At 71.4% G+C, this 19974-nt stretch carries 21 protein-coding genes; 9 read left to right on the top strand and 12 right to left on the bottom strand.

Annotation, left to right across the window (positions count from 1 at the left end; translation table 11 throughout):
* The first annotated feature begins 21 nt into the window (after nt 1–21).
* Nucleotides 22–225: a CopG family transcriptional regulator gene (locus tag ACWPOB_RS06910; protein ID WP_100058763.1), complete on the top strand. Its 204-nt coding sequence runs from the start codon at nt 22–24 to the stop codon at nt 223–225.
* Entirely contained in the window at nt 222–587 is a 366-nt protein-coding gene (locus tag ACWPOB_RS06905) for a type II toxin-antitoxin system death-on-curing family toxin (RefSeq protein ID WP_100058764.1), read from the top strand. Before ACWPOB_RS06910 ends, ACWPOB_RS06905 begins: the two co-directional genes overlap by 4 nt.
* Here ACWPOB_RS06905 and ACWPOB_RS06900 read toward each other — a convergent pair.
* The 5 genes from ACWPOB_RS06900 to ACWPOB_RS06880 form a co-directional block, all read right to left on the bottom strand.
* Nucleotides 532–1749, bottom strand: a complete 1218-nt coding sequence (locus ACWPOB_RS06900) for a flavin-containing monooxygenase (RefSeq protein WP_455400320.1) — start codon at nt 1747–1749, stop codon at nt 532–534. The two genes, ACWPOB_RS06905 and ACWPOB_RS06900, sit on opposite strands and share 56 nt — an antisense overlap.
* Nucleotides 1750–1863: 114 nt before the next feature.
* Nucleotides 1864–3492, bottom strand: a complete 1629-nt coding sequence (locus tag ACWPOB_RS06895) for a LuxR C-terminal-related transcriptional regulator (RefSeq protein ID WP_455400319.1) — start codon at nt 3490–3492, stop codon at nt 1864–1866.
* Nucleotides 3493–3583: 91 nt separating this feature from the next.
* Complete coding sequence (locus tag ACWPOB_RS06890) at nt 3584–4333, bottom strand: ABC transporter permease (RefSeq protein WP_100059012.1); 750 nt, start codon at nt 4331–4333, stop codon at nt 3584–3586.
* Between the two features lie 100 nt (nt 4334–4433).
* Entirely contained in the window at nt 4434–5249 is an 816-nt protein-coding gene (locus ACWPOB_RS06885) for a mycofactocin-coupled SDR family oxidoreductase (protein WP_455400318.1), read from the bottom strand.
* 101 nt (nt 5250–5350) lie between these two features.
* Nucleotides 5351–5719, bottom strand: coding sequence for a helix-turn-helix domain-containing protein (locus ACWPOB_RS06880; RefSeq protein ID WP_455400317.1), 369 nt, complete (start codon nt 5717–5719; stop codon nt 5351–5353).
* 172 nt (nt 5720–5891) lie between these two features.
* Here ACWPOB_RS06880 and ACWPOB_RS06875 point away from each other — a divergent pair, with 172 nt between their 5' ends.
* On the top strand, nt 5892–6551 hold the full coding sequence (locus ACWPOB_RS06875) for a TetR family transcriptional regulator (protein ID WP_455400316.1): 660 nt from the start codon (nt 5892–5894) through the stop codon (nt 6549–6551).
* Nucleotides 6548–7207, top strand: a complete 660-nt coding sequence (locus ACWPOB_RS06870; protein ID WP_100057129.1) for an enoyl-CoA hydratase-related protein — start codon at nt 6548–6550, stop codon at nt 7205–7207. The genes ACWPOB_RS06875 and ACWPOB_RS06870 overlap by 4 nt, the downstream gene beginning before the upstream one ends.
* A gap of 43 nt (nt 7208–7250) precedes the next feature.
* Here ACWPOB_RS06870 and ACWPOB_RS06865 read toward each other — a convergent pair whose 3' ends face one another.
* The 6 genes from ACWPOB_RS06865 to ACWPOB_RS06840 form a co-directional block, all read right to left on the bottom strand.
* The gene (locus tag ACWPOB_RS06865) at nt 7251–8774 is read right to left on the bottom strand and encodes an ATP-dependent DNA ligase (RefSeq protein ID WP_455400315.1); all 1524 of its coding nucleotides are present in this window, start codon (nt 8772–8774) and stop codon (nt 7251–7253) included.
* Between the two features lie 76 nt (nt 8775–8850).
* Nucleotides 8851–9933 (bottom strand): ABC transporter ATP-binding protein, encoded by a 1083-nt coding sequence (locus tag ACWPOB_RS06860; protein WP_455400314.1) that lies wholly within the window; start codon nt 9931–9933, stop codon nt 8851–8853.
* 29 nt (nt 9934–9962) lie between these two features.
* Nucleotides 9963–10844, bottom strand: a complete 882-nt coding sequence (locus ACWPOB_RS06855) for a carbohydrate ABC transporter permease (RefSeq protein ID WP_455400313.1) — start codon at nt 10842–10844, stop codon at nt 9963–9965.
* On the bottom strand, nt 10844–11809 hold the full coding sequence (locus ACWPOB_RS06850; RefSeq protein ID WP_006933844.1) for a carbohydrate ABC transporter permease: 966 nt from the start codon (nt 11807–11809) through the stop codon (nt 10844–10846). Before ACWPOB_RS06850 ends, ACWPOB_RS06855 begins: the two co-directional genes overlap by 1 nt.
* Nucleotides 11806–13134, bottom strand: coding sequence for an ABC transporter substrate-binding protein (locus ACWPOB_RS06845; RefSeq protein WP_455400341.1), 1329 nt, complete (start codon nt 13132–13134; stop codon nt 11806–11808). The genes ACWPOB_RS06850 and ACWPOB_RS06845 overlap by 4 nt, the downstream gene beginning before the upstream one ends.
* A 62-nt stretch (nt 13135–13196) precedes the next feature.
* Nucleotides 13197–14201: a sugar-binding transcriptional regulator gene (locus ACWPOB_RS06840; RefSeq protein ID WP_100057126.1), complete on the bottom strand. Its 1005-nt coding sequence runs from the start codon at nt 14199–14201 to the stop codon at nt 13197–13199.
* 116 nt (nt 14202–14317) lie between these two features.
* Here ACWPOB_RS06840 and ACWPOB_RS06835 point away from each other — a divergent pair, with 116 nt between their 5' ends.
* The 4 genes from ACWPOB_RS06835 to xylB are packed head-to-tail and all read left to right on the top strand — an operon-like array spanning nt 14318 to nt 19150.
* Nucleotides 14318–15334: an NAD(P)-dependent alcohol dehydrogenase gene (locus tag ACWPOB_RS06835; RefSeq protein WP_455400340.1), complete on the top strand. Its 1017-nt coding sequence runs from the start codon at nt 14318–14320 to the stop codon at nt 15332–15334.
* An 11-nt stretch (nt 15335–15345) separates the two neighbouring features.
* Nucleotides 15346–16821, top strand: coding sequence for a mannitol dehydrogenase family protein (locus ACWPOB_RS06830; RefSeq protein WP_455400312.1), 1476 nt, complete (start codon nt 15346–15348; stop codon nt 16819–16821).
* Nucleotides 16818–17744 carry a carbohydrate kinase family protein gene (locus ACWPOB_RS06825; protein WP_455400311.1) on the top strand — a complete coding sequence of 309 codons (927 nt, stop codon included), beginning with the start codon at nt 16818–16820 and terminating at the stop codon, nt 17742–17744. Before ACWPOB_RS06830 ends, ACWPOB_RS06825 begins: the two co-directional genes overlap by 4 nt.
* A complete protein-coding gene (gene xylB, locus ACWPOB_RS06820) occupies nt 17741–19150 on the top strand; it encodes a xylulokinase (protein ID WP_455400310.1) in 1410 nt (469 codons plus the stop codon). Before ACWPOB_RS06825 ends, xylB begins: the two co-directional genes overlap by 4 nt.
* Before the next feature lie 14 nt (nt 19151–19164).
* On the opposite strand, the gene ACWPOB_RS06815 is transcribed toward xylB, so the two are convergent.
* Nucleotides 19165–19338: a hypothetical protein gene (locus tag ACWPOB_RS06815; RefSeq protein WP_455400309.1), complete on the bottom strand. Its 174-nt coding sequence runs from the start codon at nt 19336–19338 to the stop codon at nt 19165–19167.
* A gap of 146 nt (nt 19339–19484) precedes the next feature.
* Here ACWPOB_RS06815 and ACWPOB_RS06810 point away from each other — a divergent pair, with 146 nt between their 5' ends.
* The gene (locus ACWPOB_RS06810; protein WP_100059010.1) at nt 19485–19955 is read left to right on the top strand and encodes a VOC family protein; all 471 of its coding nucleotides are present in this window, start codon (nt 19485–19487) and stop codon (nt 19953–19955) included.
* Nucleotides 19956–19974: the final 19 nt, after the last annotated feature.

Below are 19974 nucleotides of genomic sequence, written 5' to 3'. Positions count from 1 at the left end.
CAAAGTGGTAGCATCGGACTCATGGCCATGACACTCCGGTTGACCGAAGGGCAGGAGCGAGCACTTGCGCTGTTGGCGGAGGCCGACGGTGTGAGTAAGCACGAGGCGACGGTGCGTGCCATCACGGAGGCGGCGGCGCGGCGCGTGCGGGACACGCGGGTGCAGGCGTTGTCCCGTGACGGCCGGGAGCGATACGCCGCGCTGCTCGACCGATTGGCTCAGTGAACGTCGAGTACCTGGAACTCGAGGATCTGCTCGCGCTTGCGGCGGATCTGGGGGTGCCGCACATTCGCGATCTCGGTCTCCTGGATTCGGCTGCGCACCGACCTCGCTCCTCGTTTTTCGGGCGTGATGCCTATCCGTCGATCCACGGGAAGGCCGCGGTGCTGCTCGAATCGATCGCGCGGAACGATCCTCTGGTCGACGGCAACAAGCGGCTCTCGTGGATGGCGGTGTTCGTCTTCTACGGCCTCAACGGGCTCGATCTCGACGCGCCGGATGACGACGCGTACGACCTGGTGATCGCCGTCTCTACCGGGACGATCGACTACCGGGCAGCAGCCGAGACACTCGCCGGCTGGACGTAGCGTAGGTCCCCGACGAGCCGTATGAACCGCCGTGCGCCGGAGCGCCGAGTCGGGTCGGAACCCCAGCGGCGACGGGCGCGCGGTGCTCGACCAGGTGCCGGACGACATGCCCGGCGTCCGCGCCGGCCCCGCCGACGAGCATCGAGCGGAACGACGACTGGAAGCACAGCCCGGTGAAGTACAGGCCGGGGGTGTCGGTCACCACCCCGTGCTCCTCGAGCGGCCAGCCGTCCGGGCCGAGCGCCGGCAGGTCGATCCAGTCGTAGACCTGGCGGAAACCGGTGCACCACAACACGTTCGTCACGTCGAGGACGCGACCGCCGGCGAGGACCGGGCGGCCGTCGACGACACCGGTGACCCGTTCGGTGATCCGTTCGACGCCGAGCTCGGTGAGATCCTCCCGCTTGACCCGCAACAGCGGTGCGCCGTGCCGACGCCCGTGTTCGCGTGCCTTCCGGCCGAGCGGGGTGCGTACGGAGAGCACGTGGCCCCACACGAACCACACGACCGGGAAGAGCACCCGCATCCGGCGGCTCTCGAGCCGCACCGGGAGCTGCCCGGTGTCGCGGCCGCACAGGATCGTCGGATGGGACGTCGCCACCTCGTAGGCGAGGTCGCCGCCGGAGTGGGAGGCGCCCACCACGAGCACCGGCCCGTCGTTCAGCTGTGTCGGATTGCGGTACTCGCTCGAGTGCAGCTGCACGATCCGCGGGTCCAGCTCCGCCGCGAATTCCGGGATGCTCGGGGTGCGGCCGAACGTGCCGGTCGCGACGACGACGTTGCCGGCCTCGATCCGCATCTCGCCGCAGTCGAGGAGGAATCGGTCGCCGTCGCGCGACAGCCGCCGCACCCGGGTGCCGCCCGTGACGGGGAGATCGAACCGCGCGGCGTACGCCTCGAGATAGTCGGCGACGTCGTCCTTCGTCGGGAACCGGTGTGGATCGCCGGGGAACGGCATGCCGGGCAGGCCGTCGTATCCGGCGGGACTGTACAGGCGCAGCGAATCCCAGTGGCTGCGCCAGTTGTCGCCGATCCGCCGGTTCGCGTCGACGATCAGGAAGGGGCGGCCGTGCCGGGCGAGGTGGTAGCCGGCGGACAGACCCGCCTGGCCCGCGCCGATCACGACGGTGTCGATCCGTCGGGGTGCACTGTCGGTGGTCATGGGGAACTCCTGGCTCGAGGGGTCTGGACGGATGACGTTAGGCGCCGCCGGCATCGGCCGCGTCGGGCGAAGTATGTAGCCGGCCGCGGACCCGGATGGGTAATTCTGTGCAGCTCAGAGCAGGTGGTGCTCGTACGCGTATGCTGTCGCGGCCGCCCGGGACGACACGTCGAGCTTGGTGAAGATGTTGCTCAGGTGCCGCGCCACGGTCTTCTCGCTCAACACGAGTTCACGGGCCACGGCCCGATTGGTCTTCCCGGTGGCGACGGCCCGCAGCACCTCGACCTCGCGCGGGGTCAGCCGGCCCCGCGCGGCCGGCCGCGTCGGCATTCGCGCGAGGTCCCGCAGGTCCGGCTCGGCGTGCAGGTCCCGGAACGTCGCCGCCGCGGCCTCGTACTCGAGCCGCGCCGTCTCGGCATCGCCGAGCGCGTCACAGCAGCGACCCTGCAGCACCCGCACCCGCGCGCACTCGTAGGGCGCCTCGAACCCGCGCCAGAGCCCGCACGAGCGGCGCAGCCGGTCGAGGGCGGCGCGCGGTGCGCCCTCGGCGAGCAGGACGGCCCCGGTGACCTGCTCGGCGATCGCGCTCAACGCCGGAGCGTCCTGTTCGCGGGCCAGCGCCGCGAGTTCGTCGGCGCTGCGGCGTGCGGCCGCGACGTCGCCGACGGCGAGCGCGATCTCCGCGTGGCCCGCCAGCAGCCGCGGACGATAGAGGGGAAGGGATTCGCCGAGCGCCCGCCGGATCCCGGCGAGCGCCGCGTCGGTGTCGCCCTGACGCAGACGCAACAGCGCCATGCCCGGTTGGATCTCGCGGCCCAGCCGGCCGGCGCGGCGGTAGGCGTCCTCGGCCTCGTCGAACGCGCCGCGCAACCGGTGCAGTTCGCCCTGTTCGTACAGGGCCATGCCGACGGCCGGTTGCCCCGGCGGGTCCGACAGCCGACGGAACGCGAGCCGGGCCAGGTCCATGGCCTCCGTCCAGGCGCCCTCGAGTTGCAGGATCTGCGCGCGGTGTACGAGGCACTGTCCACGGAACGGGACGAGGCCGGGCTGGGCGTCGCACCAGCGGCCGAGTGCCCGCGTCCATTCCCTCGCCCGCTGCAGCTGGAACGTGCCCTGGCAGGCCTCGATCACCGCGCAGTACACCAGGCCGGCCACGACCGGCGAGACCTCTTCGAGGGTCACGCCGACCATCACCTCGTCCAGCGTGGCGAGACCGCCGGTGACGTCGCCGAGCAGGATGCGGCACTGCCCGATGCCGAGGGTGCTCAGCGCGACGAGGTCGGCGTCGCCGCAGGACCGGCCGATCGCCTGGGCTGCGGTGAACGCGGGCAGGGCGTCGGCCGGCCGGTTCGCATGCATGTCCTGCACCGCCGCCGGCAGCATCAGGAAGCCGCGCGTCGCGCAGTCGGGGCGTCCGGGCTCGCTCAGGTGCTGGGCCCGGGCGAGCCAGCCGCCGGCGCGCGCCACCTCGCCACGGTTCATCAGCAGGAAGCAGAGCCAGAACGCACTGCGCCCGGCCCGTTCGGGGTCGTCGGCGTCGACGTGGGCCGAGAACGCGCGTTCGTACAGCGTCACGCAGTCGTCGTCCCGGCCGACCAGATACGCGGACCGTGCGAACAGGTCGAGATCCTCGGCGGTGAGGGGCTCGTGCGCGTCGGCGGCGCGGAACGCGTCGAACGCCCGCGTCCAGTCCCGCGCGTGGAACGCTGCCCGCGCGTGGTCGAGCACCGTCGACGGGCCCATCCTCGCTCCCTGCGGCGACCGAACGTGCACCGAGTGGTTGCCTGCGATCCTACGCCCCCCGGCCTCCCGGTCCGGGGTGCACAGCGGGAGGTCAGTCCGGCAGGCCGGGCCGGGTACGGACCGGTGCCAGACCGGAGACGAGGACGACGGCGGTGATCGTTCCGGCGGCCATGATCGCGGCGAGCACCACGATCTGGAAGCGTCCGGCCTCGAGCGGGGACACACCCCCGAAGATCGCGCCGACGAAGGCGCCCGGCAGCGTCACCAGCCCGGTGGTCTTGGTCTGGTCGGTCGACGGGATCAGCGCCGAGTGGACGGCCAGTCGCGTGAGCTCGCGGGTGGACTGCCGCGGCGTCGCACCGAGCGCGAGCCAACCCTCGACAGTGTCCCAGTTGTCCCCGGTCAGTTCCGTGAAGCGCCGCCCGGCGAGGGTCGCGATGGTCATCGCGTTGCCGACGACGATGCCGCCGATGGCCAGCACGTACCGGGGGGAGAACTCGATGGCGCCGGTGACGAAGACGATCGTGAGCGTCACGGCGATCCCGAGCGCCATCGCACCGGATACGAGGGCCACATGTCCCGGGCTCCAGCCGATCCGGCGCGATGCGGTGAGAGCCGCCACGGTGAACATGACGAGAAGGGCGGCGCCCACCCAGATGGGATTCGTGATCACCCCGGACAGGACCACGCTGATCAGGGCCAGTTGCACGGCGCCCCGCAGCACCGCGATCGCCGGCGCGAAGTGATGCGGGGCGCGGTAGCCCCACAGCACCGCGGTCGTCGTCCCGACGAGCAGTGCCACCCCGACGGCGGTGGGCACCAACTCCAGGGACCAGGTCACCCTCCGGAGGGTATCCGCCGGGGGACGGGTGTGGCCGAATGTGACATGCGTTCGATCAGATCGAAGCGGTGTGACATTCGGCCACGCTGGGTGGGGGCGCTCAGCGGATCAGGTTCCCCAGGTCGACCGGGATCTGCGCGCCGGTGATGTACTTCGCCTCGTCCGAGCACACCCACGCGACGACGGCCGCGACGTCCTCGGGCTGCAGGATCTCGTACGGCAGGGAGTTCATGTAGATCGGGCCGAGGGTGGTCGCGTATTTCGCGATGAGCGGGTGCAGGTCGCTGACCTTCATGCCGGTCTCCACCCCGGCCGGGTGGACGGTGTTGACCCGGATCCGATGCTCGCCGAGTTCGTTCGCCATCGTCTTCGCCAGTCCGGTGATGCCGTGCTTCGTCGCGACGTAGTGGCCGGTAAACGGGGTGCCCTTGAGACCCGAGACGGAACTGGTGAAGACGACCGCGCCGCCCTCGCCCTGCTCGATCAGGTAGGGCACGGCGGCCTTCGCGGTGTGGAACACTCCGGTGAGGTTGACGTCCACCGTTTCGCGCCACTGCTCGAGGGTGATCTCCCACGACAGCGCGCCCGAGCAGATGCCGGCGTTGGCGACGACCACGTCGAGCCGGCCGAGCCGGTCCACGCCGTCGGCGAGTGCCCGCGAGAGCACGTCGAAGTCCCGCACGTCCGCGGTCGTGGCGACGATGCGACGCCCGGTCTTCTCGACCAGCCGCACGGTCTCCGCGAGATCCTCCTCCGTGGCGCCCGGGTAGGCGGTCGACGCGAAGTCGATGCACGCATCGATCGCGATGATGTCGGCGCCCTCGCGGGCGAACTGCACCGCCTCGGCGCGGCCCTGGCCCCGGGCTGCGCCGGTGATGAAGGCGACCTTGTTCTCGAAACGGCCGGCGGGATCCATGCTCGTCTCCTCGGCAGTGGGGGGATCGTCGGGTCGGACGCGGATTCTCCAGGCCCGAAGCGACGGGCGATACCACGGGTTCCGCTCAGCGGGACCGGAGCTCAGGTGGTGAACAGCTCCACGCGCGGGCCGCGCACCCGCTCGATCGGCGCGCTCACTCGCGCGGCGGTCAGCCGCCGGATCCCGCGCGAGAGCAGGTGCTCGACGGGCAGGTGCAGCGCCCCGCACACCGAGCGCAGCACCTCTGACGACGGCTCCTTGCGGCCGCGCTCGATCTCGGACAGGTACTGCTTGGACATGCCGACCGCGGCCGTGACGTCGGCGAGGCTGCGGTCCTGATCCCGGCGTTCGTCGCGCAGGATCTCCCCGTAGACCTCGCGCAGCAGGCGCTCGGGCCGCGGCCGCCGGGCACGGTGCTGTCGTCGCCGGGCGTCGAGATCCGCGACGGCGGGCCGGTCCGCTGCTGTCATGCCCCGAAGTCTCGCACGACGCCGGCACCGCGCCGGGGTATTCACCGACAGCGAAACGGGGGCCTCCGTCCGCGACGCGACGCGACGCGGCCGGCCGCGGTTCGCAGCGCAGCCGATCGCCACCCGTGGTTACCGCCTAGTAATAGAGCGCATGTTCTGTTACGGTCCCGCTGTGCCCCGCCCCCGCATCCATGACCTCGACGAGGTTCTCGACACCACCGAAAGTCTGGTGGTGGAGGGTGGCGCGAGTGCGGTGACGCTGCGTGCGGTCGCCGCGGCCACGGGGATGTCGAACGGCGCTCTGTATCACGCGTTCGGCTCACGAGGCGGGCTGGTCGGCCGGGCCTGGTTGCGCGCGGCCCACCGCTTCCTCGACCTGCAACACGCGGCGGTCGACGAGGTTCTCGGCTCCGCCTCGGCGCCGGACTGGGCCGTCGGGGTCGACGCCGTCGTCGCGGCTGCCGATACCCCGGCGGAGTTCGCCGCACGCTTCCCCGAGTCCTCGCGTCTTCTGCTCACCGTCCGGCGCGACGAGTTGCTCGGGTCCGACCTGCCGGAGGATGTCGCCGCAGAGTTGAGCCGGCTCGATTCGGTTCTGGTCGCGCTGCTCGTTCGCCTGACCCGGACATTGTGGGGCCGCGGCGACGCGCGTGCGGTCGCGGTCGTCGAGGACTGCGTCGTCGGTCTGCCCACAGGGCTGTTGCTCCGGCGTCGGCGTGTCCCCGACACGGCCTTGCGGCAACGCCTCGAGGCCGCGGTCCGTGCGGTTCTCGCCCTCGATCCTCCGCCGGCGCCGCCCCGGCGCGGCGGCCACACGAAAGGTTCTCGATGACTGTCACTCTGACCTACCGGGACAAGATCGCCGTCCTCGACCTCGGCGACGACGAGAACCGGTTCTCCCCGGACTGGCTCGACACCGTCGACCGGCTCCTCGACGAAGCGCAGCAGAACGCGCACGCGCTCGTCACCACGGCGACGGGGAAGTTCTACTCCAACGGCCTGGACCTGGAATGGTTGACGGCGCACGGTGATCGGGCGCAGTGGTACGTCGGCCGGGTGCAGGCACTGTTCAGCCGCATCCTCACCTTCCCGTTGCCGACAGTCGCCGCGGTGGTCGGGCACGCGTTCGGAGCGGGCGCCATGCTCGGCATCGCGCACGACTACCGGGTGATGCGCGCCGACCGGGGCTACTACTGCTTCCCCGAGGTCGACATCCACATCCCGTTCACGCCGGGCATGGCTGCCCTGATCCAGGCCAAGCTGACCCCGCAGACTGCAGTCACCGCGATGACCACCGGGCACCGTTACGGCGGCCTCGAGGCCGAGGCTGCCGGCCTGGTCGACCGCACAGCCGGCGAGGGTAACGTCCTGGATGCTGCCGTCGAGCTCGTCACCCCGCTCGTGGGGAAAGACCCCGGCACCCTCGGTGTCATCAAGTCCACCATGTTCGCCACCGTGGTCGAGTCGCTCGCCCAGGGGCGGGCATGACCGGCCACGAGCGACATCCGGTACCGGACGGAAGTGCGGGGCGCTAACCGGAATCCGTCGCCGGCAGCAGCGCCCGCACCGCGTCGATCGTGTCCGCCTCGGCGGCCGTCTTGTCGGGGCGGTAGCGCACCACCCGCGCGAATCGCAGCGCCACCCCGCCGGGGTAGCGCGGGCTGACCTGCACGCCGTCGAGTTCGATCTCCACGACCAGCTCCGGTCGCAGGTACACCGTGTGCGCGTCGCGGCTGCGTTCGTGCCGCGGGAATTCCTCGGTCTGCCATTGCAGCAGCGCGTCGGTCAGCCCCTTGAAGGTCTTGCCGACCATGATCGGTTCACCGCCGTCCGGGTCCCGCGCGCCCAGATGGAGATTGGACAGGTACCCGGTGCGGCGGCCGTAGCCCCACTCGGCGCCGAGCACCACAAGGTCGAGGGTGTGCTCCGGCTTGACCTTCTGCCAGGCGCGGCCACGCCGGCCGGCCGCGTAGGGCGCGGTGAGGTCCTTGACGACGACGCCCTCGTGTCCGGCGGCGAGCGCGGCCTCGAACTGGGCCTCCGCTGCGGCGTCGTCCGGCTGCAGCACGCCCGGGATCCGGTGCTGGGAGGCGACCCGCTGCAGGGCGTCGAGACGTTCGGCGAGCGGTGCGTCGAGCAGGTCGACGCCGTCGAGGTGCAGGCAGTCGAAGAAGTACGGGTGCAGCAACAGATCGTGGGCGGACTCGGCGCCGAAGCGGCTCATGGTCTCCTGGAACGGCCGGGGCCGGCCCGCGGGGTCGAGCGCCAGGGTCTCGCCGTCGAGCACCACCGACGTGCACGGCAGCGCGGCGACCAGATCGACGAGTTCCGGTACGCTGCCGGTGATCTCGCGCAGGGTGCGGGTGAACACCCGCACCGTCTCGTCGTGGCGGTGCACCTGGATGCGGGCGCCGTCGAGCTTGTATTCGACGCTGACGTCGCCGCCGAACCGGCTGTAGGCGTCGCCGAGGGACTGCGCGGGAGAAGCGAGCATCGGCCTGATCGGCCGGCCCACCTCGAGACGGAACGCGGTGAGCGCGTCGGCGCCGCCGGTGAGCGCGGCGGCCGCCGTCACGGACAGTTGCCCGGAGAGCATGAACGCCCGGCGCACCGTCTCGGCGGGCAGACCGGTCGTGGCGGCCACCGCGTCGGTCATCACGCCCTCGAGCGCGCCCTGCCGCAGATCCCCGGTGAGCAGCCGCACCAGGAACTCCTGCTCGGCAGTGGTGGCCGCGCCGAGCAGCGTGGCGAGCAGTTCGCGGCGCCGCCCCGTCGATCCGGTCCCGGCCAGACCGGCGAGCTCGGTGAGGGCCCGGTCGACGTCGGAGACGGTCAGCGACGGCGCGTCGGCCGGGTCGACGCGGGACCCGGCGAGGGTGCGCCACCCCACGCCGATGCGGCCCTGGCGTGGCTCGCCCGCCAACCACGACACCGCGGGCTCGACCTCCACGGGGTCGAGGACGGCGAGGAGGCTGCACAGTTCTTCCACCTTGGTCCGTCGCGACCGGGTGGCGCCGACGGCCCGTGAGGTGGCGACGATCGTCGAGAAGAGCACGTCCCGACCGTACCGACCACCGCCGGTTCCGGCGCAGATTCGCCGCCGGTTCCGGCGCGGGTTCGCCGCCGGCCGGTCAGTCGCCGACGCGTTCGCCCGTCTGCGGATGGAACAGGTGCACCGAGCCCTCCCGCTTGCGCAGCCGGATCGTGTCCGCGAGCCGGGCCGGCGTGCGGGTGAGCGACCGCGCGACGAGGGTGGTGTCGCTGCGCGCGACGCGGGTGTACACGTACGACTCGCTGCCGAGTTCCTCGACGAGGTCGACGATGGCCTCGACGCCGTCGCCGTCCGTGATCTCCAGCTGTTCGGGCCGGATCCCGACGGTGACGGTCTCGAGGCCGGCGCGGTGCAGCGAGGCGACGCGGTCCCGTTCGACCTCGACGACGGTGCTGCCGATCTGCACGCCGCCGTCGACGATCCGCGCGTCGAGCAGGTTCATCGCGGGCGAGCCGATGAACCCGGCGACGAACGCGTTGGCGGGCCGGTCGTACAGCTCGGTGGGGGAGGAGAACTGCTGCAGCGTGCCGCCGCGCAGCACCGCCACCCGGTCGCCCATGGTCATCGCCTCGACCTGGTCGTGCGTGACGTACACCGTGGTGGTGCCGAGACGCCTTTGCAGCGCGGCGATCTGGGTGCGGGTCTGCACCCGCAGCTTGGCATCGAGGTTGGAGAGCGGTTCGTCCATGCAGAACACCTGCGGTTCGCGGACGATCGCCCGGCCCATCGCGACGCGCTGCCGCTGGCCGCCGGAGAGCTTGGCGGGCTTGCGGTCCAGGTAGTCGCTGAGGTCGAGCAGCTTTGCGGCCTGCTCGACCTTGCGACGCCGTTCGTCGGCGCTCACGCCGCGCATCTTCAGCGCGAAGCCCATGTTCTCGGCGACGGTCTTGTTCGGGTACAGGGCGTAGTTCTGGAAGACCATCGCGATGTCACGGTCCTTCGACGGCACACCGACCATGTCGCGGCCGCCGATACTGATCGAGCCCTCGTCGATGTCCTCGAGGCCGGCGAGCATCCGCAGTGCGGTGCTCTTGCCGGAGCCGGACGGTCCGACCAGGACGACGAACTCCCCGTCTTGGATGTCCAGGTTCAGTGAGTCGACGGCGAGGGTGTCGGAGTTCTCGTAGATGCACGACGCGTTGCGGTAGGTGATCTCGGCCATGACGATTCCTTCGAAAGTGATCGGGAGAGTTACTTGATTGCGCCGAACGACAGCCCGCGCACGAGCTTGTTCTGAGCGATCCAGCCGGCGAGGACGACGGGCAGCGCCGCCATCGTCGCGGCCGCGGACAGGCGAGCCCAGTACAGGCCCTCGTCGGTGATGAAGCCGACGAGGAACACGGGAATCGTCTGCGCCTGCACCGCCGTGAGGTTGACGGCGAAGAAGAATTCGTTCCAGGAGAAGATGACGCAGATCAGGGCAGTGGCGGCGATGCCGGGCGAGACGAGCGGCAGGATCACCTCCCGCACCGACGTCCACAGGCTGGCGCCGTCCATGCTCGCGGCCTCGAGCAGCTCGCCCGGCACCTCGAGGAAGAACGAGCGCATCATCCACACCGCGATCGGCAGGTTCATCGCGGTGTAGAGGATGATCAGGGCCCAGATGTTGTCGAGCAGACCGATGTTCGCGACGATCACGTACAGCGGGATGATCGCGGCGACGATCGGCAGCATCTTCGTGCTGATGAAGAAGAACAGGGCGTCCTTGGTCTTGCGCACCGGCCGCAGCGACAGGGCGAACGCGGCGGGCACGCCGAGCAGCAGGACGAGGATCGTCGACACGCCGGTGGCGAACGCCGAGTTGAGCAGGCTGACACCGACTCCGGTGTCGAACACCGCGCGGAACTGGTCGAGGGTGGGAGTGAAGAAGAACTTCGGTGGATCGGAGTAGGCGTCGGCCTCCTGCTTGAAGGCGGTGAGCACCATCCAGAACACCGGGAAGAAGAACCCCAGGGCGGCGATCCAGGCGACGACTCCCCATGGATTTGCCTTGCGGTGCTTGCGTTTCCGGGTGCGCGTCGGGACGGTCTCCGGTGCTGGGAGCTGCTGTGTGGTGGGGGCGGTGGTGCTCATCAGGCGGCCTCCTCCTTGCCCGTGAACGATGTGAAGATCAGCCGCAGCGCGACGGTGGCCACGACGATGGTGGCGACGACGACCACCACGCCCATGGCGGCGGCCTGGCCGATGTCGAAGCCGAGGAACGCCCGCTGATAGATGTAGAACGGCAGGTTGGAGCTGGCGGTGCCCGGTCCGCCCTGGGTCATCATGTAGATGGCGTCGAACGTGTTGACCAGGTGGATCGCGCCGAGCACGGCGCCGAGTTCGATGAACCGCCGCAGGTGCGGCAGCGTCAGCTCGCGGAACAGGGCGAAGGCGCCGGCCCCGTCGACCCGGCCGGCCTCGAGTGTGTCACGCGGCATGGACTGCAGCCCGGCCAGGATGAGCAGCATCATGAACGGGGTCCACTGCCACACCAGGTTGGCCATCACCGCGGCGAGCGGGTAGCGGCTGACCCAGTCGATCTGCCCGACGCCGAACGGGGAGAGCACGAAGTTGACGATGCCGAACACGGGATCGAACATCGCGGTCTTCCACATCAGCGCTCCCGCGACTGGGGTGACGAGGAACGGCGTGATGAGCAGGGTGCGGACGATGCCGCGACCGAGGAAGACCCGGTCGAGCAGCAGCGCGAGCAGCAGGCCCAGCACGACGGAGATCAGCACGGTGCCGACGATGAGGATCACGGTGTTGACGGCGACCTCGCGGAACTGGCTGTCGCGGAAGACGTCCGCGTAGTTCTGCAGGCCGACGAAGCTGCGCGAGCCCGGGCGCACCAGGTTCCACGACTGCGTGGAGTAGTAGAGGGTGAACACGAACGGGATCTGCGTGACCACGATCATGAAGATCAGGGCCGGCAGCAGGGGCCCCCGGCGGCGCCAGCCTTCCGCGCGGGAGACCGCGTCGCTCTTGGCTTCCCGCACCCGGCGGATGCGTTCCGAGTCGTCGGCGGTGGGTGCGCCGACTGCCACGGTTGTCATTGTTGATCCTCCCGGTAGGTGGCGCCGACGACGTCGGCGTATTCCTGGGCCTGTTCCAGCGCTTCGGTGACGGTCTTCTGACCGGCGATCGCGGCGCTGATCTGCTGGCTCACGCGGGTTCCGAGATCCTGGAACTCGGGGATGGCGAGGAACTGGACACCGGTGTAGGGCACCGGCTCGACCGTCGGGGCGTCCGGAGTCGCGTTCTCGATGGATTCGAGGGTGAGCGGCCCGTAAGCGGCTGCGGCCTCACGGTATTCGGGGATCTGGTAGGTGGACAGCCGGCTGCCGGGCGGCACCCGCTCCCAGCCGAGGGTCTCGCCGACGGTGCGCAGGTACTCCTTGCTCGTCATCCACGAGACGAACCGCCACGCCGAGTCCGCGTTGTCGCTGTCGACGGGGATGCCGAGCGACCAGCTGTAGAGCCAGCCCGCGTCGTCCTTGACCCGGATCGGTGCCGGCGCGTACCCGATCTTTCCGACCACGTTGCTCGACGTGGGGTCCTCGAGGGTGGAGACCGCCGACGTGGAGTCGTACCACATCGCGACGCGGCCCTGGGCGAGCTGCGTGGCGCATTCGCTGAAACCGCTGGTGGCGGCGCCCGGCTGGCCGTGCTCGCGCACCAGGTCGACGTAGAACTGCACGGCCTCCACCACTTCGGGGCTGGTCAGTTGCGCGTTCCAGTTCTCGTCGTACCACCGGCCGCCGAAGGTGTTGATCACCGTGTTCAGCGGGGCGAGCACCTCACCCCAGCCGGGCTTGCCGCGCAGGCAGATCCCGGCGGTGTCGGGGCTGTCGAGGCGCGCGGCGGCGGCGGCGACCTCGTCCCACGTGGGGGTGGGGGACAGGGCGATGCCGGCCTGCTCGAACAGGTCCTTGCGGTACATCAGGAACGAGGACTCGCCGTAGAACGGCACCGAGTACATGTCGCCGTCGTAGGACAGCGAGTCGCGCAGGGAGGGAATGAAGTCGTCCTCGTCGTAACCCTCCGTCTGCCGGGCGTAGTCGGAAAGGTTGGTCAGCCATCCGTTCTCCGCCCACTGCGGAGTCTCGTAGTTGCTGATCATCACCACGTCGAACTCGCCGCCGCCCATCGCGGTGGAGGCCGTGATCTTCGCGCGGGCCTGGTTCTCCGAGAGCGTGACGAACCGCAGGTCGATGTCCGGGTTCTCGGCCTCGAACTGCGCGGCGAGTTGCTGGGCGTCCTGCATCTGGGAGTTCGACACCATCGCGATGGTGACGGTCTGGTCGGAGGCGCCGATCGAGCCGGCGCCGGCGCAGCCGGTGAGCGTGAGGCTGAGCGCCCCCGCCCCGGCCACCAGCATTCGGGTGGTCGTTCTGGATGTGTTCACCGATCGTCGCCTCTTCTTCGGTCTCTCCGGTGGGGTTATCGGTCGAGTAGCCAACGTGCGCATTCGATGTCGCACACGAGCATGGTGGCCAGGCCGCCGCGCAGCGCCCCGAGCGCAGCCTGGTGTTTGGCGGCCCCGCCGGTGACGAGGACCGTGCCCGGGCAGGCGCGGATGTCGTCGAGCGAGACCGACACGGCGCGACGGTCGAGGTCCCCGCCCACGGCGGTGCCGTCGGCGTGGAAGAACCGTCCCGCGATCTCCCCGACCGCGCCGAGGTCGGTGAGGGTGTCGAGCATGGCGGTGTCGAGGTAGCTGCCCTCGAACAGGGTGGTCGACGTGGACACCGCCCCCACGCCGAACATCATCATGTCGGCGCGGCGGCCGATGTCCAGGGTGCGGGAGATCATGGAGTCGGCGCGCATGGACGCGACCGTCGCGGGGTCGGCGTACAGGGGAACGGGGAGCCGGACCATCTTGGCCTGCAACTGTTCCGCGCATCGCCCGAGCACGTACTCGGCGCCGGTCTGGTAGTCGGACGCGGTGACGGCGCCGTCGAGCTGGACGATCGTCGCGCAGGTCGCCCCGCCCGGCGGCAGGGCCTGCGCGACGGCCACGGTCTCCGGGCCCCACGTGAATCCGAGGGTGTCCGTCGTGCGGATCCGCCGGCTGATCAGGGCGGCGGCAGCCCGTCCGACGCCCGCGAAGCTGGCGGCCTCGTCGAGCGGGCCGGCCGCGTCCACGCCGTCGCCGACGACGACGGCCTCGAGCAGGCCGAAACGCTCCTCGAGGGCGCGTTCCTCGTCGGCGTGCAGGTCGTCGCGCAGGTTGGCCGGCACGTTCACCTCGATGCGCACCAGGCCCTGGGCCCGGGCCCGGGCGACGAGGCGTCCCGCGGTCGGCCGGGAGACGCCGAGGCGCGTCGCGACCTCGGCCTGGGTGAGGCCGTCCAGGTAGTACAGGGTCGCCGCGCGCAGCGCCAGGCGCAGATCCTCCGGCGCGGCGGTGGCCGCGGGCTGGTTCGTCACGTGGGGGAGGGTCACGACATCTCCTGGTTCGGAGGAACACCGTGAGCAAATGCTCATGGGTGCGTTCATCTGCTCAGTACGCTAGCATCGGAAGTGTGACCCACACAACACCCCCGTCGATCCCGGTCGGCATGCGCGCCGCCGTCCTCGTCGAACCCGGACGGATCGAGATGCGCGAACGGCCGGTCCCCGAACCCGCACCCGGCGACGTGCTCGTCCGGGTTACTTCCGTCGGCGTGTGCGGATCGGACACGCACTACTACCGGGAGGGCCGCATCGGCGAATTCGTCGTCGAGGCCCCGCTCGTCCTCGGCCACGAGGCTTCCGGCACGATCGCCGCGGTCGGCGCCGGCGTCCCCGCGGGCCGGGTCGGGCAGCGCGTGTCCGTCGAGCCGCAGCGCCCCGACCCCACCACCGACGAAACCCGGCGCGGGCGCTACAACCTCTGCCCGCACATGCGGTTCTACGCCACCCCACCCGTCGACGGCGCCTTCTGCGACTACGTCACCATCGGGGCGGAATTCGCCCACCCCGTGCCCGACACCGTCTCCGACGACGCCGCCGCCCTCTGTGAACCGCTGTCCGTGGGCATCGCCGCCGTCCGCAAGGCCGGCGTCACCGCCGGTTCCCGGGTCCTGGTCACCGGCGCGGGCCCCATCGGAATCGTCACCGCGCAGGTCGCCCGCGCGTTCGGCGCCACCGACATCGTCGTCACCGACCTCGACGCGGACCGGCGCGCGCTGGCCCGGAAGTTCGGGGCGACTGCCGCGCTCGACCCGCGCACCGACGACGTCACCGGCCTGCACGTCGACGCCTACATCGACGCCTCCGGCGCCCCCGCCGCGGTCGCCGCCGCGATGCGGGCGGTCCGGCCCGCCGGCACCGTCGTCCTCGTCGGCTCCGGCGCCGAGACGATGAACCTGCCGGTCCAGCTGATCCAGAACCGCGAACTGGTCCTCACCGGCGTCTTCCGTTATGCCCACACCTGGCCGACGGCGATCGCCCTCGCCGCCACCGGTCGCGTCGACCTCGACGCGATGGTCACCGCCCGCTTCCCGCTCGAGAGGGCGGCCGAAGCACTCGAATCCGACCGGACACCCGGCAACATCAAGACCGTCGTGCGGGTGCACCCCGGCGACGACACGTAAGGAGCCCCGAAGTGAACCTGGGGGAGAACACCCTGAACGCCCTGCCCGTCCCCGGCCCGACCTACTCGCGTCGCGACATCGGCGTCGGCATCGTGCATTTCGGGGTCGGCGGATTCCATCGTGCCCATCAGGCGATGTACGTCGACCGGCTGCTCGAACGCGGCGCCGCCCGCAACTGGGGCATCTGCGGCGTGGGCGTCATGCCCGGCGACCGCCGTATGCGCCACGCCCTCGCGGCCCAGGACGGCCTCTACACCCTGATCCTGCGCCACCCGGACGGCAAATGGGAACCGCGGGTGATCGGTTCGATCGTCGACTACCGCTACGCCCCCGAGGATCCCGAGGCGGTGATCGAGCTGATCGCCGCATCCACCACCCGCATCGTCTCGCTCACCGTCACCGAGGGCGGTTACAACATCCGCCACGACACCGGCGAATTCGACGTCGACGACCCCGCCGTCCGCCGCGACCTCGAGCACCCCGACGCGCCCGGCACCGTCTTCGGCCTGGTCACCGCCGCGCTCGCGCGCCGCCGGGAGCGGGGGCTGCCGTCGCCGACGATCATGTCGTGCGACAACATCGAGGGCAACGGCACCGTCGCCCGGCGGGCCTTCACGTCCTTCGCCGAGCTCGTCGACCCCGATCTCGCCGGCTGGATGCGCGAGCACACCCGGTTCCCCAACTCGATGGTCGACCGCATCACCCCGGTCACGACCGACGACATCGCCCCGGAACTCGACGCCCGCTTCGGCGTCCGCGACCGCTGGCCCGTCGTCGCCGAACCGTTCACCTCGTGGGTGCTCGAGGACGACTTCTCCTGCGGCCGTCCTGCCTTCGACGAGGCCGGGGTGCAACTCGTCGACGACGTCGCGCCGTACGAGCTGATGAAGCTGCGCCTGCTCAACGCGAGCCACCAGGCGCTGGCCTACTTCGCCCATCTGTGCGGCTACCGCTACGTGCACGAGGCCGCCCAGGACCCCCTGTTCGCGGAGTTCCTGCTCGACTACATGGACACCGAGGCCACCCCCACCCTGCGGCCCGTGCCCGGCATCGACCTCGCGCAGTACAAGCGCACCCTGATCGAGCGCTTCGCCAATCCCGAGATCCGCGACACCGTCGCCCGGCTGTGCGCCGAATCCTCCGACCGCATCCCGAAGTGGCTGCTGCCGGTGGTGCGGGAGAACCTCGCCACGGGCGGATCGGTGCGCCTGGCCGCCGCCGTCGTGGCCAGCTGGGCCCGCTACGCCGAGGGCATCGACGAGGCCGGCGACCCCGTCGAGGTCGTCGACCGGCTCGCCGACACCCTCGGGCCCCTCGCCCGCAGCCAGCGCGAGGAGCCGACCGCCTTCCTCGGGAACCGGTCCGTCTTCGGGGATCTCGCCGATCAGCCGCGGTTCGTCGAGGCCTACCTGTGGGCGCTCGGGTCCCTGCACCGCGTCGGGGCCCGCGCCACCCTGCAAGCCCTGCGCAGCAAGGTCGGATCGTGAACGGGCCCGTCCTCGTGATCGGCGAGGCGCTCGTCGACATCGTCCGCCGGGGCGCGGCCGAGCCCGTCGAACACGTCGGCGGCAGCCCACTCAACGTCGCCGTCGGCCTCGGCCGGCTCGGCCGCGACGTCGAGTTCGTCACCCATATCGGCGACGACGACCGCGGCCGCCGTATCGTCGGCCACCTCGCGGCCTCGAAGGTGCGGCTCGCCGCCGGCAGCAGCACCGCGGCGCGCACCCCGACCGCGACCGCCGTGCTCGACGAGAACGGCTCCGCCACATACGAGTTCGACCTGGAATGGCAACTGCCCGATCCTCGTCCCACGCCCGGTGCCCGGCACGTGCACACCGGATCCATCGCGGCCCTGCTCGAACCCGGCTGCGAGGCCGTCGCCGCGCTGCTCGACCGGCACGTGCCCACCGCGACCGTCAGCTACGACCCGAACGTCCGGCCCGCGCTCGTCGGCGACGACCCGCGCGCCCGCGACCGCATCACCCGGTTCGTCGCGGGCGCCGACGTCGTCAAGGCCAGCGACGAAGACCTGCGCTGGTTCGCCCCCGGCCGCGACCCCCGCGACGTCGCGCGGGAGTGGCTCGCACTCGGGCCGGCGCTCGTCGCGGTGACCCTCGGCGCGGGCGGTGCCGTCGCCGTCGCGCGGTCCGGCTCCGTCGAGGTCGCCGCGCAGCCGGTCGAGGTCGTCGACACCGTCGGCGCCGGCGACGCGTTCATGGCCGGCCTGCTCGACGCCCTGTGGACCCAGGAGCTGCTCGGCGACCGCGAGGGCCTGCGCGGAATCGAACCGGACGCGCTGCGCACGGCCCTGGACGTCGCCGCGCTCACCGCGGCCCGCACCGTCGCGCGCGCCGGCGCGGACCTGCCCACCCGCGACGAGCGGGACGCCGACCCGAAGGAGCCGTGGTGACGCTCGTCGCCGGGATCGACTCGTCCACCCAGTCCTGCAAGGTGCTCGTCTGCGACGCGCACACCGGCCACATCGTGCGGCAGGGCCGCGCCCCGCACCCCGACGGCACCGAGGTCGACCCGCGTGCCTGGGCGGACGCCCTCGACCGCGCCGTCGCCGCCGCCGGCGGGCTCGACGACGTCGCCGCGGTGTCGGTCGGGGGTCAGCAGCACGGGCTGGTGACCCTCGACGAGAGCGGGACGGTGGTGCGCCCGGCGCTGCTGTGGAACGACACCCGCTCGGCCGCGGCCGCCGCCGACCTCGTCGCCGACCTCGGCGGCGGACAGCAGTGGGCCGACGCCGTCGGCGTCGTCCCGCTCGCCGCGATCACCGTCGCCAAGGCCCGCTGGCTCGCCGACCACGAACCCGGCCGCGCCGACCGCACCGCGGCGCTGTGCCTGCCGCACGACTGGCTGACCTGGCGGCTGGCCGGAGGATCGGACATCGGCGCGCTGATCACCGACCGCAGCGACGCCAGCGGCACCGGCTACTACAGCGCCGCCGACGACGCCTATCGCACCGACCTGCTCGAACTTGCGTTGCGCGGCCGGCGGCCCCTGCTGCCGCGGGTGGCCGGACCGGCCGAACAGGTCGGGGAGACGGGCCGGGGCGCCGCGCTGGGACCCGGCGCCGGGGACAACGCCGCCGCCGCCCTCGCCCTCGGGGCGCGCGAGGGCGACGTGATCGTCTCCGTCGGCACGTCGGGCGTGGTCTCGGCGGTCTCGGTCACCCCCACCCGCGACCCCGACGGGCTGGTCGCCGGCTTCGCCGACGCCACCGGCCGCCACCTGCCGCTCGTGTGCACCCTCAACGCGGCGCGGGTCCTCGACGCCACCGCCGCGCTGCTCGGCGTCGACCACGACGAACTGTCGCGGCTCGCGTTGTCGGCCCCGCCCGGCGCCGGCGGGCTCGTGATGGTGCCGTACCTCGAGGGCGAGCGCACCCCCAACCGCCCCGGCGCGACCGGCGCGATCCACGGCCTGCGCCTGACGAATTCGACGCGGGAGCACCTGGCGCGCGCGGCCGTGGAGGGACTGCTGTGCTCGCTCGCGGACGGCCTCGACCACATCACCGCGCAGGGCGTGCCGGTGCGGCGGGTGCTGCTCGTCGGTGGCGGCGCCCGTTCCCGCGCGCTGCGCGAGGTCGCGCCCGGCGTGCTCGGGGTCCCGGTCGAGGTGCCCGAGCCGGGCGAGTACGTCGCCGTCGGCGCGGCCCGCCAGGCGGCGTGGGTGCTCGACGGCGGGGCGGAACCACCGCGGTGGCAGGGTGGTGCCGTGCAGCGTTACGAAACCGACCCGATGCCGGCCGTGCGCGCCCGGTACGCGGAGGTCCGCGACCTGACCGAGGGCACGATCCGCTGCGGCTGACGCGGGCGGCCGGCTCAGGACAGGCCGAAGGCACTGGCCAGGAAGTCGATCAGCCAGGAGAAGATCTCGGCGGACCCGATCACGCTGGAGCCGTCGTCGGCGGTGTCGGCGAGGGCCGTGCCGGGCGCGAGCGCCGACAGGACTGTGGCGCCGAGAACTGCCGTGGTGATGCGAGCCGATGTCCGCATGAGCGTCTCCTTCCGACGGGTATCGAAACCAGTTCATGATCGCCCGTGCGGGCAGCGGTCGCGACCGCGATGAGTTCCGGTTCCGTCTCGGGTCGATATCTGTGACGCCGACAGGGCGCCGTCATCCACCGAGCAAGGAGAAGACGATGCCGAAGATCACCCCGTTCCTGTGGTTCGACACCGAGGCCGAGGACGCGGCCAAGTTCTACACCAGCGTGTTCCCCGACTCCCAGATCCTGGGCACCACCTACTACCAGGACACCGGCCCCAAGCCGGCCGGCACCGTCATGACCGTCGACTTCGAACTCGACGGCCAGCGCTACGTCGCGCTCAACGGCGGCCCGGAGTTCTCGTTCACCGAGGCGGTGTCGTTCCAGATCGACTGCGCCGACCAGGACGAGGTCGACCACTACTGGAACGCCCTCACCGAGGGCGGGGAGGAGAGCCAGTGCGGCTGGCTGAAGGACCGCTTCGGGCTGTCCTGGCAGGTGGTGCCGCGGCGGCTCTACGAGCTGCTCTCCGACACCGACCCCGAGGTCGCCCGGCGCGTCACCGAGGCGATGTTGCAGATGCGCAGGATCGAGATCGCGCCGCTCGAGGACGCCGCCCGCGGCTGAACCGGCGCGGCGGCCGAGC

This window comes from Rhodococcus sp. 2H158 (assembly GCF_053764755.1).
Note: the sequence above shows the minus strand (reverse complement) of the source record. Positions and strands in the feature narration are given on the sequence as shown.

Excerpts from the sequence above, each read along its gene's own strand:
- ACWPOB_RS06910 (WP_100058763.1), top strand. The coding sequence starts at position 22 with ATGGCCATGACACTCCGGTTGACCGAAGGGCAGGAGCGAGCACTTGCG.
- ACWPOB_RS06900 (WP_455400320.1), bottom strand. The coding sequence starts at position 1,749 with ATGACCACCGACAGTGCACCCCGACGGATCGACACCGTCGTGATCGGC.
- ACWPOB_RS06895 (WP_455400319.1), bottom strand. The coding sequence starts at position 3,492 with ATGGGCCCGTCGACGGTGCTCGACCACGCGCGGGCAGCGTTCCACGCG.
- ACWPOB_RS06885 (WP_455400318.1), bottom strand. The coding sequence starts at position 5,249 with ATGGATCCCGCCGGCCGTTTCGAGAACAAGGTCGCCTTCATCACCGGC.
- ACWPOB_RS06880 (WP_455400317.1), bottom strand. The coding sequence starts at position 5,719 with ATGACAGCAGCGGACCGGCCCGCCGTCGCGGATCTCGACGCCCGGCGA.
- ACWPOB_RS06870 (WP_100057129.1), top strand. The coding sequence starts at position 6,548 with ATGACTGTCACTCTGACCTACCGGGACAAGATCGCCGTCCTCGACCTC.
- ACWPOB_RS06860 (WP_455400314.1), bottom strand. The coding sequence starts at position 9,933 with ATGGCCGAGATCACCTACCGCAACGCGTCGTGCATCTACGAGAACTCC.
- ACWPOB_RS06855 (WP_455400313.1), bottom strand. The coding sequence starts at position 10,844 with ATGAGCACCACCGCCCCCACCACACAGCAGCTCCCAGCACCGGAGACC.
- ACWPOB_RS06850 (WP_006933844.1), bottom strand. The coding sequence starts at position 11,809 with ATGACAACCGTGGCAGTCGGCGCACCCACCGCCGACGACTCGGAACGC.
- ACWPOB_RS06845 (WP_455400341.1), bottom strand. The coding sequence starts at position 13,134 with ATGCTGGTGGCCGGGGCGGGGGCGCTCAGCCTCACGCTCACCGGCTGC.
- ACWPOB_RS06835 (WP_455400340.1), top strand. The coding sequence starts at position 14,318 with ATGCGCGCCGCCGTCCTCGTCGAACCCGGACGGATCGAGATGCGCGAA.
- ACWPOB_RS06815 (WP_455400309.1), bottom strand. The coding sequence starts at position 19,338 with ATGCGGACATCGGCTCGCATCACCACGGCAGTTCTCGGCGCCACAGTC.
- ACWPOB_RS06810 (WP_100059010.1), top strand. The coding sequence starts at position 19,485 with ATGCCGAAGATCACCCCGTTCCTGTGGTTCGACACCGAGGCCGAGGAC.